Annotated in this window: 16 protein-coding genes and 1 pseudogene; 9 read left to right on the top strand and 8 right to left on the bottom strand. The window is 34.4% G+C overall.

Features of this window, described 5'->3' with window-relative positions:
* Nucleotides 1-12 precede the first annotated feature (12 nt).
* Nucleotides 13-390, top strand: a complete 378-nt coding sequence (locus AAHM80_RS05990) for a hypothetical protein (RefSeq protein WP_342259599.1) — start codon at nt 13-15, stop codon at nt 388-390.
* A 15-nt stretch (nt 391-405) separates the two neighbouring features.
* Here the strand turns inward: AAHM80_RS05990 and AAHM80_RS05995 are convergent, their stop codons facing one another.
* From AAHM80_RS05995 to rpsU, 3 genes are all read right to left on the bottom strand, one after another.
* The gene (locus AAHM80_RS05995) at nt 406-642 is read right to left on the bottom strand and encodes a helix-turn-helix domain-containing protein (protein WP_342259600.1); all 237 of its coding nucleotides are present in this window, start codon (nt 640-642) and stop codon (nt 406-408) included.
* Between the two features lie 331 nt (nt 643-973).
* Entirely contained in the window at nt 974-2,161 is a 1,188-nt protein-coding gene (locus AAHM80_RS06000) for a hypothetical protein (RefSeq protein WP_342259601.1), read from the bottom strand.
* Nucleotides 2,162-2,498: 337 nt separating this feature from the next.
* Entirely contained in the window at nt 2,499-2,699 is a 201-nt protein-coding gene (gene rpsU / locus AAHM80_RS06005; protein ID WP_341748434.1) for a 30S ribosomal protein S21, read from the bottom strand.
* 105 nt (nt 2,700-2,804) lie between these two features.
* Between rpsU and AAHM80_RS06010 the strand changes: the two genes are divergently transcribed.
* Together AAHM80_RS06010 and ileS are read left to right on the top strand one after the other, a co-directional pair.
* Nucleotides 2,805-3,434 carry a COQ9 family protein gene (locus tag AAHM80_RS06010; RefSeq protein WP_342260448.1) on the top strand — a complete coding sequence of 210 codons (630 nt, stop codon included), beginning with the start codon at nt 2,805-2,807 and terminating at the stop codon, nt 3,432-3,434.
* Nucleotides 3,435-3,448: 14 nt separating this feature from the next.
* Nucleotides 3,449-6,784: an isoleucine--tRNA ligase gene (gene ileS, locus AAHM80_RS06015; RefSeq protein ID WP_342259602.1), complete on the top strand. Its 3,336-nt coding sequence runs from the start codon at nt 3,449-3,451 to the stop codon at nt 6,782-6,784.
* A 171-nt stretch (nt 6,785-6,955) separates the two neighbouring features.
* Here the strand turns inward: ileS and AAHM80_RS06020 are convergent, their stop codons facing one another.
* Both AAHM80_RS06020 and tnpA read right to left on the bottom strand, forming a co-directional pair.
* Nucleotides 6,956-7,399, bottom strand: coding sequence for a hypothetical protein (locus tag AAHM80_RS06020; RefSeq protein WP_342259603.1), 444 nt, complete (start codon nt 7,397-7,399; stop codon nt 6,956-6,958).
* Between the two features lie 97 nt (nt 7,400-7,496).
* Nucleotides 7,497-7,927, bottom strand: a pseudogene (gene tnpA / locus AAHM80_RS06025) (IS200/IS605 family transposase).
* A 489-nt stretch (nt 7,928-8,416) separates the two neighbouring features.
* On the opposite strand from tnpA, the gene AAHM80_RS06030 reads away from it, so the two are divergent.
* Both AAHM80_RS06030 and AAHM80_RS06035 read left to right on the top strand, forming a co-directional pair.
* Nucleotides 8,417-8,917 carry a helix-turn-helix domain-containing protein gene (locus AAHM80_RS06030; RefSeq protein ID WP_342259385.1) on the top strand — a complete coding sequence of 167 codons (501 nt, stop codon included), beginning with the start codon at nt 8,417-8,419 and terminating at the stop codon, nt 8,915-8,917.
* Nucleotides 8,911-9,471, top strand: a complete 561-nt coding sequence (locus AAHM80_RS06035; RefSeq protein ID WP_342259405.1) for an IS630 family transposase — start codon at nt 8,911-8,913, stop codon at nt 9,469-9,471. Before AAHM80_RS06030 ends, AAHM80_RS06035 begins: the two co-directional genes overlap by 7 nt.
* 71 nt (nt 9,472-9,542) lie before the next feature.
* Here the strand turns inward: AAHM80_RS06035 and AAHM80_RS06040 are convergent, their stop codons facing one another.
* The 3 genes from AAHM80_RS06040 to AAHM80_RS06050 form a co-directional block, all read right to left on the bottom strand.
* Nucleotides 9,543-11,303, bottom strand: coding sequence for a class I poly(R)-hydroxyalkanoic acid synthase (locus AAHM80_RS06040; RefSeq protein ID WP_342259604.1), 1,761 nt, complete (start codon nt 11,301-11,303; stop codon nt 9,543-9,545).
* 240 nt (nt 11,304-11,543) lie between these two features.
* A complete protein-coding gene (locus AAHM80_RS06045; RefSeq protein WP_342259605.1) occupies nt 11,544-13,034 on the bottom strand; it encodes a UbiD family decarboxylase in 1,491 nt (496 codons plus the stop codon).
* Entirely contained in the window at nt 13,031-14,113 is a 1,083-nt protein-coding gene (locus AAHM80_RS06050) for an LptF/LptG family permease (protein ID WP_342259606.1), read from the bottom strand. Before AAHM80_RS06050 ends, AAHM80_RS06045 begins: the two co-directional genes overlap by 4 nt.
* A gap of 304 nt (nt 14,114-14,417) precedes the next feature.
* Between AAHM80_RS06050 and AAHM80_RS06055 the strand changes: the two genes are divergently transcribed.
* The 4 genes from AAHM80_RS06055 (at nt 14,418) to AAHM80_RS06070 (ending at nt 16,963) form a co-directional block, all read left to right on the top strand.
* Nucleotides 14,418-14,918, top strand: coding sequence for a helix-turn-helix domain-containing protein (locus tag AAHM80_RS06055; protein WP_342259385.1), 501 nt, complete (start codon nt 14,418-14,420; stop codon nt 14,916-14,918).
* Complete coding sequence (locus AAHM80_RS06060) at nt 14,912-15,472, top strand: IS630 family transposase (RefSeq protein ID WP_342259384.1); 561 nt, start codon at nt 14,912-14,914, stop codon at nt 15,470-15,472. The genes AAHM80_RS06055 and AAHM80_RS06060 overlap by 7 nt, the downstream gene beginning before the upstream one ends.
* A 176-nt stretch (nt 15,473-15,648) precedes the next feature.
* Nucleotides 15,649-16,212 carry a hypothetical protein gene (locus AAHM80_RS06065; protein ID WP_342259607.1) on the top strand — a complete coding sequence of 188 codons (564 nt, stop codon included), beginning with the start codon at nt 15,649-15,651 and terminating at the stop codon, nt 16,210-16,212.
* Entirely contained in the window at nt 16,202-16,963 is a 762-nt protein-coding gene (locus tag AAHM80_RS06070; protein WP_342259608.1) for a tetratricopeptide repeat protein, read from the top strand. Before AAHM80_RS06065 ends, AAHM80_RS06070 begins: the two co-directional genes overlap by 11 nt.
* Nucleotides 16,964-17,154: the final 191 nt, after the last annotated feature.

Consider the following 17,154-nt stretch of genomic DNA (forward strand, 5'->3'; position numbering starts at 1 on the left):
ATGGTGTAATATTTGACCACTATAGACCTCAAGTACAACAATATTGGTGACTATGGGGCAATGTTACTCGCTCAATTTCTAGAAAATAACAATACTATACAGCGAATAAATCTTAAGCTGAGTTTTATTGGTGATGATGGGCTTATGCTACTTCTCAAGGTTTTAGAAATCAATAGGAGTATAACCCAAATGAATCTTAGCTATAACAATATTAGTAACAATGGGGTGATAGAACTAGTGAGAATTCTAGAAGCTAATAAGATTATTAGTGAAATAATAATAGACCGTAAAAGTATTGAAAATGGTGATATTAGCCCTAAAGTATCAGAGTTATTAATTGAAACTCTAGAAAAGCATAACATAAGAGTAGAGATGATGAATATGGTGTAATTGAAATTCAGATATTCAATTAGTTTTTATTTTTATAAACACTTCAAAACCATGATTCCTAAATCTTCTGAGCCATGATTGCACAGTTTTCCAGTGTGACTTCACTATTTCAGATATGGCTTTAAAAGATTTGCCTAATTGAAGGTAATACATCGCCAATAAACGTATACGATTTCGACCATGCGGCTCATGTTTCATCATTTTTATAAAATCATGACCATGAAAACCTTGCGGTAATATTAACCTAGCCATTTGAGTACCTTTATCAGTTAAAAACCCATTTTACACCACTGCGTTAATTATTGCAATTGGTATAATTCCTAGCCGCAGCGGAAATCTAGATACCTGCTTTCGCAGGTATGACACAAAGTTTGTATACTGCTCGTAAATGAAGAGTTGGTAGACGAAGGTCAACTTCAAGAAGAGCTAGGAGTGTCAAAGTCGAGCAGCGGAGCGTACATTAGTACGTGAGCAGCGGAGATCTTTAGACACGACGACGCCAATTCTTGAAGTTCACCGAGTATATCACCTAATTCAATAGGTTTCACTATAGTAAGAGTAGGATGATAAGTATGGGACAGGTCTATTTAATAACCTTTGGGATAGTAACTGTACGAGTATGCCACAAAGTATATATCCCCTTAGCTATATTCTCACTAGCAGAATAATACTTAGCTCGCATATTATTAGGTATATTAGGTAAATGAAGATGCATATTCTCATCAATAATTGACACTCTTCCTTCATTAAACTCGTTTTTTATATGTCTTTTATGGGTTTCGTTCATTGTGGAGTTATAATACACCGCAACAGTTTTAGCAGGTAACATATCTAAGGTTTCCGAGATCATAGAAGTAGACTCACCTGGTATTATAATCAAACTATGCTTGTTATATAAAACAGCTCCAAGAATAGCCTTATACATACTTGGTTGTCCTTTCTTAAAGTCAAATAATTTAAAGGGCACTCGATTCTCTTGTAAAACCCTTTGGAAACTTGATGTCACCGTGTCCATTATACTATCTTTTTCATGTACACTAAGTTCTTTATTGTTTTGACAATCATATTTTCCTGTACGTGGTCCATTGGATACTAATACGAAATAATTATTTTTTAATGCAAGATTACTAACATATTCGCCTAACTTCTCGGCTTCTTTATTTGTGTAGCAATGATATGTACCATTTTCCGGTACATCCCCTGCTAAAATCACTGCTAAATATTTATCAAAGGAAGAGAACATTGATTTAAATGCAGCATATTCTGATTCAATATCAGATAGTTGCATATTATGGGCTACCCCATTAGTAGTAAGAAGTATAGTATTCACGCCAGTAAGCTTAGTATTCTGCTTATCTAATGCATGGTTAGGCAATGCTATTATGTCTGCACCAAAAAAATTATCACGTTTTTCTTGGACAAGTTGCTTGTGTGATAAAGTGCCATTATCTAATAATTGGTGAGAAAGATGTACTGCGATAATCTTTTTTGCCAGTTCAGAATCTGACTTTAATTTAGTTATTGATTCTATGCCGTAATAACCAACTGAAACTATAATGGCAAGATTTTTGTTACTGCTAATTTGATCCTTAACGGTTTCTAATTGAGATTTATCGTATTCCTCAACATTCAGCATAACAGATTTGCTTTTAAAGTATTTCTCGCTTTCTCTTGCTACTCCTAGCAATTGACTACGATCCCCAACAAAAGCTTTATCGCTTATAATATACAAATTAGCACTCTTTGTTTCAGCTGCGTGAGTATGCATCATAAAAGATGATATTATTAAAACTATAAAAAAAATATAGCAAAAATATGTTCTAATAATCATAATATCTCAAATATTAGACTTGCTGCATAAATCAAAGATAGTTGAGGGATTTTTAGGAGAAACGAAGCCGAGCACCGCAGCGTACACAGACGTACGTGAGGAGCGGAGGCGAGTTTCGACGACAAAATCACCAACTAGATTGACTTATGCAGTAAGTCTATTAACATTGGACTTGCTTGCAGGAAAGAAACGATGTAACCACGGCAACACGATGTCATTACCACGTAAATTACTAGTACAACCCCTGCGTAGGCAGGGGGCTAAAAAATAAGAACCATCAGCCTTCCATTAGTTGTTTACGAGCAACTTTTCTTTTTCTTCGTTCTGTTTCTTGATCTTTACGAACACGTTTTACTGAAGGAGGCTCATAAAAACGGGACATTTTCATTGAACGAAACACAAGCTCTCTCTGCATTTTTCTTTTCAAATTTTTAATTGCTTGCTCACCATTTCCAGCATGAACGTTTACTAGTATCACTTTTAATTCCCCCTTTTTAGCATGAATTTTAGCATATTAGACTATTGAATGATAGTAACATCATCTATATACTAAGCTTATATGTCAAGATTAAAAGATGCATTTATGACTATTGAAGAGAAATATCATAGTTTAAAAGTACAATTTGTACAAACTTTACCAAAGCTACTAGCTTTTAATCAGTGGAATAATAAATTATTGGCAGATACCGAGGAAGAATGTGGGTTTGTTAAAGGATATTGTCATATAATCTTTCCGGGTGGCATAAGGGAAATAGTTGATTTCTTTGAAAATTGGCAAGACCAGAACATGCTTGATTTGCTATCTCAACAAGAAACTCCGATTAAAATAAGGGATAAAATTGATTTAGCTTTAAGAATTAGAATAAAAGATTGTACACCTAAACTTATACATTTGAAGAATCGCAGTTATTTTACCACACCATCAAACAGCATATTCGCAACAAAAATAGCTTTTCGTACATGTGACTTAATTTGGCGTTATGCAGGTGATAAGTCTATAGATTATAATTATTATACTAAGAGAGGTCTGTTACTCAGTGTTTATATAACTTCAATACTTTATTATATTCAAGATGAGTCGGAAAATAATGTAGATACTGATCAATATATTACTAAATCCTTATCCAATATTATAACTATGACCTCTAAATGTAAGAATATTTTTAAATTACCAAATCCTGTCGATATACCAATTATTCGACTATTTTTATAATCAATATTACAAACATGACTAAAAAATACTACCCTGATATTCAATCTAATGTTGATTTTCCAGCAATTGAAAAAAAGATTCTAGCTTATTGGCTGAAGCACAATATTTTCCAAAAAACTATAGATGCTAGACCATCATTAGAAAGTAGACCTACTTCGAAACTCGCTTGTGCTGAGGGATTTGAAGGAGACGCGGAACGCAGAACCACAGCGTACTCAAGTGTACGTGAGGATTCGAGTACCGCATCGACGTACAAATCACCAGCAGAAGTAGAGTTTCGAAAGAGGTCTAATGGACAAAATAACGAATTCATCTTTTATGATGGCCCGCCCTTTGCTAATGGATTACCACATTATGGACATTTGCTAACTGGCTTTATCAAAGATGTGTATGCACGTTATCAAACCAGTAAAGGCAAAAGAGTTGAGCGACGCTTTGGTTGGGATTGTCATGGACTACCTGCCGAGATGCAAGCAGAAAAGGAGTTGGGTATTTCTGGTAGAACTGCCATCATCAATTTTGGTATTGATAAATTTAACGAGCATTGTAAAACATCGGTCATGAAATATGCTGATCAGTGGCAGGAATATGTCAATAGGCAAGCAAGATGGGTAGATTTCAATAATTCCTATAAAACCATGGATAAAGCCTTTATGGAATCTGTTTTGTGGGCTTTTAAAGAGTTATACAAAAAAGGACTTCTCTATGAATCGATGAGGGTAATGCCTTATTCTTGGGCATGTGAGACACCTTTATCTAATTTTGAGACTAGGCTAGATAATTCATATAGAGAAAGAACTGATAAGGCGGTTACGGTAAGTTTTGTACTTAATGAGAAATTGCCAAGTTCTGTACCCTATAATGAGTACAGAATGCTGGCATGGACTACGACTCCATGGACTTTGCCGGCTAATTTAGCATTAGCCATTGGAGAAAATATTGAATATGCTTTAGTGCCAAATGGTCAGGTTTGTTATATTTTGGCTAAATTTGCTTTGGAAAAATATTCCAAAGAATTAGGGCTTAGTGCTGACACAAATTATGATATAATTGAAGGTAAGTGCCTATTAAACCTGAATCTTACTTACCGACCATTATTCGATTATTTTTCCAACCATCCTGGTAGCTTCAAAGTTCTCTCCGGAGATTTTGTAGTTGAAGGAGATGGCACCGGTATCGTACATATGGCTCCCGGCTTTGGTGAAGACGATCAGATTCTTTGTCAATCTCAAGGAATAGAACTCGTTTGTCCTGTAGATAATGCTGGAAAATACACCAAAGAAATTTATGATTTTGTTGGTTTACAAGTATTTGATGCTAATGATCAAATTATTATTAAGCTAAAAAACCAGGGTAATTGGCTTAAAACCGAGCAATATATTCATAATTATCCGCATTGTTGGCGTACTGATACCCCTCTTATATACAAAGCAGTTCCTTCTTGGTATGTAAAAGTTACCGAATTTAAAGACAGGATGGTTGAATTAAACCAACAAATTAACTGGATACCCTTGCATATCAGGGATAATCTATTTGGCAAATGGTTAGAAAATGCTAGAGATTGGTCAATTAGTCGCAATAGATTTTGGGGGACGCCTCTACCAGTGTGGAAGTCGGATGATCCGGCTTATCCAAGAATTGATGTATATGGGTCAATAGAGGAGCTAGAGAAAGATTTTGGAGTGACAATCGTTGATTTACATAGACCTTTTATTGATCAGCTAACTAGAAACAATCCAGACGATCCAACCGGTAAATCAATGATGGTTAGAGTAGAAGATGTTTTTGATTGTTGGTTTGAAAGCGGCTCTATGCCTTATGGACAAGCACATTACCCATTTGAAAATAAAGAGTGGTTTGAGGGACATTTTCCTGCTGACTTTATAGTGGAATATTCAGCACAAACACGCGGTTGGTTCTATACTCTAATGGTATTGTCAACTGCTTTATTTGACCAACCACCTTTTTTAAATTGTATTTGTCATGGAGTTATATTAGATAGCACCGGACAAAAATTATCAAAGCGTCTTAATAATTATGCTGATCCACTAGAATTATTTGATAAATATGGTTCTGACGCTCTAAGAGTCACCATGCTCTCTACCAATATAGTTAAAGGTCAGGAATTATTGATCGATAAAGATGGAAAAATGGTTTATGAGAGCCTACGTTTATTTATCAAACCCATTTGGAATGCCTACCACTTCTTTACTTTGTATGCTAATAGCGATCAGATCAAAGCTGAGCTGGACTTTAATTCTCAAAATGTGCTAGATCGTTATATTTTATCAAAACTAAAAATATCAGTACAAAAAATTCAGCATGGATTAGATAATTTTGACAGTCAAATAGCTTATAGTAGCATTGCCGATTTTTTTGAAGTATTAAATAATTGGTATATTAGAAGAAGTAGGAATCGTTTCTGGAAAAGTGAAAAAGATCAAGATAAGAAAAACGCTTATAATACCTTGTATACTTGTCTTGAAATAATGTCTATTGCTCAATCCAGTTTATTGCCATTAATTTCTGAGGAAATTTATTTGGGACTCACAGGGCTAGAAAAGCAAGGAGGCAGTGTTCATTTAGCAGATTTTCCTATACTTGATACGATAGAAATCGATTATGATTTGGTCAGCACTATGGATCAAATATTAGATATTTGTAGTAATGCTTTATTCATTAGAAGTAGTGAAAATATTCGGACTCGACAACCACTGAGTAGTTTAACAATCATTAGCAACAATAATGAATTATTAATAAAATTTGAAGAATTGATTAAAGATGAGATCAATGTTAAAAAAGTAATTTATAGAGATGATGTAGAAAATTATGCCGATCATAAATTATCGATTAACTTTCCTAATTTAGGTAAGCGTCTACCTCATAAAGTCAAAGATATCATAATAGCTTCTAAAAAACATCAGTGGCAGCTTACCTCTGAGCATCTAATAATATCAGGAGAGAAGCTGAATAAAGACGAGTTCTCTCTAGTTTTAGAACCTAAAAATGTTAAAGGTACAAGACATGCAACTAAATCTTTAGCTAATAATCATGGACTAATATTACTGGATTTAGAAATAACAAAAGAACTATACGAAGAAGGTATTGCAAGAGATTTAGTACGCTTTATTCAACAAGCGAGAAAAGATGCCAATTTTGCCATGAATGATAGAATCTTCCTGGAAATCATAGGCAAACCGGATTTTATGCAAATAGTTGAGCAACATAGTACATTCATTCTTGAGCAAACCTTAAGTGAATTTGCTAGCGATTTCACGCCAGAATATATGACTAATATTGAATTAAATTCAGACCTAATAACTATCAGGCTAGCAAGAGTTTCTAAGTAACCATAGTATACTCGGTGAACTTCAAGAATTGGCGTCGTCATGTCTAAAGATATCCGCTGCTCACGTACTAATTACGCCTAGCAGCTCGACTTTGCTACTGCCTAGCTCTTCTTGAAGTTATACTATCGTCTACCAACTCTTCATTTACGAGAAGTATATTACTCATCTGTATTAAATATTTAATTGTTCATTAGCAAATTTATAATGGTTTTTACAATAAGTAGCAGCCACGTATAAAAAATAATCATCCTCTATATTTACTTTTTTCAAGAGTACTTTTTTATAGGATCTTTCGTAAGTAGTAACGGTAATTAGACCGGCAGATGACAAAGTACCAAGTACAGACCAAAGTAGAGTGTTAATTGTTGTATGCCGTATATCTTCGTTAATGAGGATGGTGACAGGCTTATTATTGCATCTCATTACCCGGCGGATTAACTTACCAAAAGTACTGTGGTCATAAGGTCCTTTAGATTCGATAATTTCAACTATTATTAATCCATCTTGTTCACTAGTAGCACTAACATCATCTCTAAGTTTTATATCCTTAGGATGGTCATAAACCGGATCAAAAAAGATGATTGCTTCAGAAGGTAAAGTTGTTGTGTATGTCATAGCAGTATCCCCTTTATGATTAAACTTAAAGTCAGAACGCCCTCGCAAAGCGAGGGGCTTGACGGTTATGAGCAGCCCAAAGGGCTGCCATTGTTAATTAAAATTCTCCTGATTCGTCAGAGCCTAAACTATCAAGTTGCTCTTGATTCTTAATGTAGTGTTTGATCTGATTCTCTTCAAATCCTACAGTTGAGACCGCATAACCTCTAGCCCACAACTTTTCTCCATTAAAATTACGTTTTCGTCCACCAAACTGCCTAGCAACGGCTATAGCACTTTTCCCCTTGATATAGCCTATTACTTCAGCTACAGAATATTTAGGAGGAATCTTGATGGCATATGCACATGATCTTGTACCATATGCCCCTCTATGATCTTGCTCCCACGTTGAAAAGCTAACTCATGGAATACGTTCCCAAGATATTTTCTAACCTTCCCGTACAATTCTTTTTTACGACACTTTGAAATAAACACAATATGATATTTGCAATCCCATTTAGAATGATTTAAACTTTCGTATGTTGTCATATATTTTCTCCTTTGACCGTCAAGCCAAAGAAGTTATATATGATAACTTTTTATTTTATACTAAATCTAAAGGCCAAGCCTTGATGGTCTCACTAGTCAAACTAGTGGCTTACCTATCATTGAGTTATTAAGTTTTAACCACCAAAGAATCTTGATAGATTACTTTGGCGATCGGGGAGTTAGTAAAACCGCTTAAGAACAGTTACGATAGCCTTTAGGCTTAAGGTATAAACCTTAAGCCCTGAACATAGCTAGCATCTCCCCGACCATGAGATCGAGGAACATCATTTTTGGCTGATGACTACCATCTTAAGTTAAGGGTTACTACACCCCAAAGTAACTTTACAGTTACTTCATTTTTAATTCTAAACCATACTCCTATAAAGTCAATAATAGAAAAACTTATGCGAGGATAAAAAAGGTATTATACCAATTGCAATAATTAACGCAGTGGTGTAAAATGGGTTTTTAACTGATAAAGGTACTCAAATGGCTAGGTTAATATTACCGCAAGGTTTTCATGGTCATGATTTTATAAAAATGATGAAACATGAGCCGCATGGTCGAAATCGTATACGTTTATTGGCGATGTATTACCTTCAATTAGGCAAATCTTTTAAAGCCATATCTGAAATAGTGAAGTCACACTGGAAAACTGTGCAATCATGGCTCAGAAGATTTAGGAATCATGGTTTTGAAGGATTATTTGAATCACAAAGAAGCGGTGCCCCTAGGAAGATTAACACTATACAAGAGTCTGCTCTTTTTGATAAAATCAATACGCTCAGTGAAAGTAAAACTGGTGGGTATATAACTGGAAAGGAGCTACATATCATGTTACTTGAGGAATATGGTGCTAAATGTACTTTAAAAACAGTCTACAATACTATGCACCGCCTTGGTTTTAGCTGGATTACTTCTCGTTCAATGCATCCAAAGTCAAATCAAGAGACTCAAAATACATATAAAAAAACTTCCCAGACATGCTAACAGAATTATTACCAAAAAATATCGATAGATGTAAAGTTGATATATGGTCTCAGGATGAAACTCGAGTTGGGCAACAAGGTAGCTTAACTCGTATATGGGCTAAGCGTGGCACTAGACCCCGTAAAGTTCGGCAACAGCAATTCATTTCAACATATATTTATGGAGCTGCTTGCCATGATACAGGAGAAGCTTTTGCATTAATTTTACCATATGCAAATACACAGGCAATGAATAAATTCTTAGAAGACCTTTCTCGCAGTATTCAAGGCAACCGACATATAGCTTTACTAACGGATAATGCAGGTTGGCACACAGCCAAAAAACTAACTGTGCCAAGCAATATCACTTTGATACCGCTTCCGCCCTATGCACCGGAACTTAATGCAATGGAACAAGTTTGGGCATGGATCAAAAATCATTTCTTGTCTAACCAATGTTATGGTGTATATGAAGATATCGTCACTATGGCTTGTTACGCTTGGAATCAATTTGCTCATAATGTAGATTTAGTAAAATCAATTATGTATAGAGACTGGATAAATACACCGTGTTAATTATTACAATTGGTATTACACACAATTTACGCGAAACTCTTGAAATCATAGCAGTATACTTATATCTGAGATTAGGTAACTATTCTTTTATGAGCATATTTGCCGGGGGCAAGTTCGATGGATTTTAACCTATCATAATCTATCGATTTTATTAACTCACCACTATTATCTTCTAACCAAGTAAGCCAGTAAGACCACCATGATCCTTGATGCTCGTCAGCATTAATAAACCATGATTCACTAGTCAAGGTTAAGTCTTTATTAGTTTTATAATTATATTTAGACATTGCAGGAGGATTAACCACCCCTGCAACATGTCCAGAACTTGTAAGACAAAAGGTTTTGTTACCTTTTAATAGTTTTAATCCTTCATACACCGATCGCCACGGAGCTATATGATCGTCATTTGCAGCAAGGAAAAAAGAATTACAGTCAATCTTGCTCAAATCAATTGGCGTACCAAATAATGATAAGTTACTCGGTTCTTTTAATAAATTATTTAGATACATATTACGTAAGTAGTAGCTATACATATTAGTTGGTAAATTCGTTGGATCAGCATTCCAATATAATAAGTCAAATGGCATTGGAGTTTGACCAAGCAGATAGTTATTAACAAAAAACGACCATACTAAATCATTAGCTCTTAGCAAACTAAAGCTATTCGACAAATAACGACCATCAAAATATCCTTTAGAATTCATTTCTTGTTCGATCATGGCAATCGATGACTCATTGACAAAAATACTTACCTCCCCAGGATTTTTAAAGTCTAAAAGGGTAGTAATAAAGCTGACACTATTAATATAATTTAAATTATTTGCCTTCAGATAAGCAACAGCAGTTGCAAGAAAAGTTCCACCAATACAATAACCAATAGCATTAATATGGTTATATCCAAACCGCATTATATATTCACAAGCTTCTAAAACTCCTTCTTTTACATAGTCCTCAAAACTTTTATCAGCTAGAGTTTCATCGGGATTAACCCAAGAGACCATATATACTTGAAAATTATGTTCGACAAGAAATGCTACCATTGAATTATGTTCAGATAGATCAAGTATATAGTATTTATTAATACAGGGTGGTATTATAAGTAATGGTATCGCCCGTGTTTTTTGCTTAGGTTCATAACATATTAACTGTATTAATTGATTCTGAAAAACAATTTTTCCTTTAGTAGTAGCTATATTTTTGCCAAGTAAAAAAGCATTATTATCGGTAGTTTTTATATTTAATATATCACTAGAATTTCTTATATCTGCAAGAAAGTTCTCTAAGCCTTGAACAAGATTCTGACCACCTGTTTCCAAAATTTTACTAAGAACTATCGGGTTACCAAAAGCAAAATTTGACGGAGAGAAGGCATTAATAAATTGATGCGTCATAAATGCCAAATGTTGTTTAAGGTCAGGTGCTAGTTCATATTGTTCGATATTATCCTGTAACCATTCTGAAGACATTAAATAGAACTGCTTAACAAAATCAAAATACGCATTATCCTGCCAAGCTAAATCCTTAAACCTTCTATCTTTACTATTTGGTGAAAAAAGAGGAGTGGTTGATTTCCCTACAAATTTCTCTACTGAATTTATGACAAGATTCTGAAATTTCTCAACATACTGAATATTTAGTTGCCAAAATTTTTCAGGATTTTTTATAAATTGTTCACTTAAGCTTGATAATATAACTCTATTTTTATCCATATCAATAAGAGATGCAGGAATCATGTTCCCCCTGCCCTGCATAAGACAAAGTATTATCTCTTGGTATTTATCACTAACTTTTTTTATATTTTTGATTATTTCATCACTAGAAATATTATCCACTATATCCAATTCCAATTCTTCAAGTCATTTGAGTATACTCAGGTAGAACTTCAAGAATTGGCGTTCCCGCGACCAAAGATCGAAGCTGCCTAGTTACTCATGTACGCTACGCCGCTCAACTTTGCTACTGCCTAGCTCTTCTTGAAGTTATACTATCGTCTACCAACTCTTCATTTACAAGCAGTATATATAATATATACTATAAATTTCTAACACTAAGTGTTTTAAGAAAAAATTATTTCAAGTTTTTGCGGATATACCAAGCATATCCCAAATTTTGTCAATCTTTTCAACGACTTCACTAGTCATTTCTATTTTCTTACCCCAAACTCTATTAGTTTCTGGGACTATTTTATTAGTTGCATCTATTCCCATTTTACTACCAAGGCTAGACACAGGTGAGGCAAAATCAAGATAATCTATTGGTGAATTATCGATAAAAGTAGTATCCCTAGAAGGATCTACCCTAGTAGATATTGCCCAAACCACTTCCTTCCAGTCACGAATATCTATATCATCATCTACCACAATAATAAATTTTGTATACATGAATTGTCTTAAAAATGACCAAATCCCCATCATTATTCTTTTTGCATGACCTGCATAAGCCTTACGAATAGATACCACAGCAACTCTGTAAGAACAACCTTCAGGTGGTAACCAAAAATCAACGATCTCTGGAAATTGCTGTTGAATTATCGGAATAAACATTGCATTTAATGCTTCACCAAGTATAGATGGCTCATCTGGGGCTTTACCAGTATAAGTACTTAAATATATAGGTTGTCTTTTCATGGTAATAGTCTTAACATTAAACACTGGAAAATATTCAACGTCATTATAGTAACCTGTATGATCGCCAAATGGTCCTTCTGGTAGATACTCATCAAAACTTACATGCCCTTCAATAACAATTTCACTATGAGCTGGCACTTTCATATCTATACTGACGCAATTTACCAGTTCAATTGACTTACCTCTTAATAATCCAGCAAAATTATACTCAGACATATTATCGGGTAGCGGCATAACAGCAGCCATAGTCACGGCAGGACTTGCCCCAATAACCACTGCAGCAGGGAAAGGATCAATCTTTGCTGATTGCCAACGCTTATGTTGCTGAGCTCCACCTCGCATTTTAAGCCAGCGCATAATAAGTTTGTTACGCTCTACTACTTGCATTCGGTATATACCAAGGTTAAAATTATCTATTTTTTCTAAGCTAGGTCCTTTTGTAACAACTATTGACCAAGTAAGTAGTGGCGAAATATCAAGAGGCCAGCAGGTTTGTATCGGCAATATATTAACATCAGGATCATTAATTATCACTTCTTGACAAGGAGCTTTTGACAAAATCTTGGGTGACATAGCCAATATTCTTTTGGCGAGTGGCCACATAGCAAAGGTTTCTTTAAAGGAAGAAGGTAGTTCTGGTGCTTTAAGAAAAGCTAGCAATTCACCAAATTTCCTCAACTCTTCTGTATTTTTTAAACCAAGTCCTAAGGCAATCCGCCGCGTGCTGGCATATAAATTAGTTAAAACTGGCATATCAGACTTAGTCCCATCATCTCTAATAACATTTTCAAACAAAAGAGCAGGACCATCTTTTTTTAAAACTCTTCTACTGATTTCTGTTATTTCAAGGTTAGATGATACAGGATAAGATATACGATTTAGGAGACCATTTTGCTCTAAAATTTTTAGGAATTGTGGTAAATCTTGAAAACTCATATAATTTTACGAAAATATAAATACAGGCTTAAAATAATAGCAATAATAATGTTAGCATAACAAGCAAAGATAAAATTTGAATCTTTAGAAGCAAGATTTTGTAATACAAAGTGTAAATATGTGATAATTATTGCAGAAAGTGCTGTAATTAGAATCTGCCTCAGACTAGATTTTTTATTATAAGGCTGTCTTAAAAAAACCGACAATGTTAGAAAAACAAGTACAAAATTATACATTGGCCAAATCAATCTTTGGTGTCCCTCAGCAACTAATTTAATCTGTCTCTGCTTTGATAGATTATTGTTGGGTTTTAATAATTCATGAATATAATATTCATTGATTTCTCGACTATACTCTTCCTTTACCAATCTTTTAGCATCATTACTGACTAATTCTACTGTTAGAACATCAAATGATAAATTAGTTAAATTACCATTATAGTCATATTCCTGCCTCGCTCCATCTTTTAGTTGGAAAAACGAAGAGTTATTATATATTTTAAATATCCCCAATCTAGAAAATAAAATTGCATGATTATCATGTTTACGATTATCAAAAAGGATTAAATCTTTCATAGTACCATCAGCCAATTTTTTATCAAAATAAACTGTGATATCTTTAGAAATTGTATTAAATGTCTTCTCATCTAGTAGAGTGGATGCATAATTATTTTTCATGAAATTAAGATCTGATTTAAGCTTTGCATAAGATAATGGCAATAAACTAATCGAAATATAATAAGCAAATAACGTAACTGTCAAAGCTACAATCAATGCTGGACTAGCTAGTTGTATATTACTTAATCCCAAATTTTGCAGAATAATTATCTGACGCCTCTCACTTAAAGCATTATAAGTATAAATAATAGTGATAATAGTTGCAAAAGGTAGCAAAATAAATAGCAAAGATGGAATAACTAAAATAATTAAATTTAAGAAATCCTGAGCTTTTATTCCTTTATCAATTAAGTACAAAAACTTTAATATCTGAGTAATCCATACAAGGCTAGTGATCGAGAAAATAATTATCACCAAGGATGGTACAATATTTCTTATTATATAACGTTTATATATTAACATTCTGTAATCATTTATAGTCTTTCAAATATGTATACTCGAATGAGTTATCACAGTACTATTATCTACCAAATCCATGTAGTATACTATAAAATTTCTATCCACTAAGTTAAAAAATACAATTATACCTTCTGCTTTAAAAAATTATTGTTTTATAACCCATTAAGGTTCTATATAACTCATTCGTTGCCACCTAAAATGCCTCCTCGCTAATAGCGGAGTAATGCTAGTCAGGGTAACTATAATACCAATTGCAATAATTAACGCAGTGGTGTAAAATGGGTTTTTAACTGATAAAGGTACTCAAATGGCTAGGTTAATATTACCGCAAGGTTTTCATGGTCATGATTTTATAAAAATGATGAAACATGAGCCGCATGGTCGAAATCGTATACGTTTATTGGCGATGTATTACCTTCAATTAGGCAAATCTTTTAAAGCCATATCTGAAATAGTGAAGTCACACTGGAAAACTGTGCAATCATGGCTCAGAAGATTTAGGAATCATGGTTTTGAAGGATTATTTGAATCACAAAGAAGCGGTGCCCCTAGGAAGATTAACACTATACAAGAGTCTGCTCTTTTTGATAAAATCAATACGCTCAGTGAAAGTAAAACTGGTGGGTATATAACTGGAAAGGAGCTACATATCATGTTACTTGAGGAATATGGTGCTAAATGTACTTTAAAAACAGTCTACAATACTATGCACCGCCTTGGTTTTAGCTGGATTACTTCTCGTTCAATGCATCCAAAGTCAAATCAAGAGACTCAAAATACATATAAAAAAACTTCCCAGACATGCTAACAGAATTATTACCAAAAAATATCGATAGATGTAAAGTTGATATATGGTCTCAGGATGAAACTCGAGTTGGGCAACAAGGTAGCTTAACTCGTATATGGGCTAAGCGTGGCACTAGACCCCGTAAAGTTCGGCAACAGCAATTCATTTCAACATATATTTATGGAGCTGCTTGCCATGATACAGGAGAAGCTTTTGCATTAATTTTACCATATGCAAATACACAGGCAATGAATAAATTCTTAGAAGACCTTTCTCGCAGTATTCAAGGCAACCGACATATAGCTTTACTAACGGATAATGCAGGTTGGCACACAGCCAAAAAACTAACTGTGCCAAGCAATATCACTTTGATACCGCTTCCGCCCTATGCACCGGAACTTAATGCAATGGAACAAGTTTGGGAATGGATCAAAAATCATTTCTTGTCTAACCAATGTTATGGTGTATATGAAGATATCGTCACTATGGCTTGTTACGCTTGGAATCAATTTGCTCATAATGTAGATTTAGTAAAATCAATTATGTATAGAGACTGGATAAATACACCGTGTTAATTATTGCAATTGGTATAAAATATCACTATGTTATTTTTATCAGCTAGCCAGGGTAGCTTTGCAACTAAACCTTGACTTCTATATAAAAAAGCTATTTTATCAATTTAAATAGTTTATATTAACTATCTTGTTAAACTGAATATTAATCAATATTATTAAATAGGAAACAATTTTTTATGTCAAAAAATCATAGATATTCTAAACAAAAAAATTTACAGACAAATCCTTATCGTGACAACAACGGTGACCTTACCCCAAAGTATTTTGATGATACGAAAAATTTTGACCAATTAAATGATACAAATAAAAAGTTTCATCTGAGAGGAACTATAAAGAAATACGGTGAAGACTTACTATCAGAAAACATGAAAGACGCAGCTATAGAGCTTGGAGTCATCACTGCTCCTTCCCCTTCTTCTAATACAGGTAGTTGGCTTACTACTGCTGCTGATGTTCTTGCAACTATCCCCAAAGTGGTTGTCTTAACACTAGCCGCTAGTGAAGTATTAAAGGCTGTTGGTGCACTCCCTACTGGATATAACCATAACCACCCATCTGCAGAACCTACAGATAACTCCGATGTAGTTCATCATAGAGGTAAACGTGGTGTGGGGGATATATCAGAAGTACAATCCATTACTTTGTCAAATCAGAACTGTTTTGCAGTTGGAGTGGAAATACATCCCGCTAACGGGCATATAGAATGGAGCGAGTTACATAAAAAGTGTTATGATGGATGAACCTTGCCACAAAGGTCAATTATTTGTTTCAAGCGATGAAGGAACCAGCTTTAGTTGGGGGCGTGTATTAAAAAATCTAGAGGTAAGAAGTGTTAATAACGGACAAATGGCAGAGATAGAATTCTCACATCTGACTTCTTCTTGGACCCACAAGCAGAGTTATCCAGTTTATCACACATGTAATTTGCCACTTTCACCACGTTATCAACATTTAAATGAGTGCAATAGATTGAGTTCTGCTGGTAAATATCAAGAAGCTCTAACAGAATGCAACAAGGCTCTTGAGGTAGATCCAGATTTTACACAAGCCCTTGAACAGAAAGCTGCTCTAGAAGAATTACTAGCAGCACTTACTACCATTGAGCCATCTCCTAGCTCTGCAGAAAATTCCACTCCTACAGCGAACTCTACCACTATAATGGAAGAAAACACACCCAACCTAGAACCTCATAATGCTCCATTTAATAGGGGTTCTGTTCCTACAGCAGCACCACACGAACAAACTACTGAAGGTCAAGGATGGTCGCTGAAAGATATATTGACAGCTGCAGGTTCAGCTACGATTGCAGTAATTACTGTAGGTGGTATTGCTACTTATATTTACAAAAAAGGTACTGCTATTTGCCAGGAGTATTGTAGTAAAACAGAAGAACCATACCCTACATTTGTTTTTTCAGTACCTAGTGTAGAAGACATCAAATTAATGGGTAATAGGTCAGGAGATGCAGATTCATCAGAAGCGGTACTATAAGTTGCAAAAAGAACAGTAGAAATATTGTTAAAAAAGCAAAGCACCAATACTATAGCTAACCCGTTAAGGTTCTAGATAGCTACTCGCTAATAGACATTTAGGAGCTTATAACAATATACTCGATGAAAATCAACAATTGCGTTGTCGTTGTCCAAGACCTGCGGTACTCACGTACTAATGTACGCTGTGCT

Source organism: Candidatus Tisiphia endosymbiont of Metellina segmentata (assembly GCF_964030715.1).
In the GTDB taxonomy this organism is placed as follows: Bacteria; Pseudomonadota; Alphaproteobacteria; order Rickettsiales; family Rickettsiaceae; genus Tisiphia.